The sequence below is a fragment of the Pedococcus sp. P1_H8 genome (assembly GCF_056405175.1).
In genome coordinates, this window is sequence record NZ_JBFUCP010000347.1 from 1 (window position 1) to 397 (window position 397).

At 60.7% G+C, this 397-nt stretch carries 1 protein-coding gene; it reads right to left on the reverse strand.

Going from position 1 to position 397, the window contains the following annotated elements; all coding sequences use genetic code 11:
• Positions 1 to 379, reverse strand: a 379-nt coding sequence (locus tag AC1DYG_RS20315) for a LysE family translocator (RefSeq protein WP_477641643.1), incomplete at its 3' end; no start/stop codon positions are given.
• Positions 380 to 397 lie beyond the last annotated feature (18 nt).

The following is a 397-nucleotide window of genomic DNA, read 5'->3' on the forward strand; positions in this document are numbered from 1 at the left end:
CGAATACTCCGAGTATCCCCCCGGCGAGCCACTTCTGGATGCTCAACCAGACCGGCCGCCGTGTGAGAAACGACGAGATGGACGACGACGCCAGAACGATCATGGCATTGACGGCCACCGCGACCAGGATCTGGATGGTTCCCAGGAGGAGGGACTGCTGCCAGACGGGGCCGCGTGACGGATCGACGAACTGCGGGATGAGTGCGACGTACATCAGGGCGATCTTCGGATTGAGGATGTTGGTGACAAATCCCATTCCGAAGAGTCGGAAACTGCTGTGGCGCTCCAGTTCTGAAACTTCGAACGCGGACCTTCCGCCTGGTCTGAGCATGCGCCATGCGAGATAGCCCAGGTAGGCCGCGCCGGCAATCTTGATCACGACGAACAGTGCGGGGAC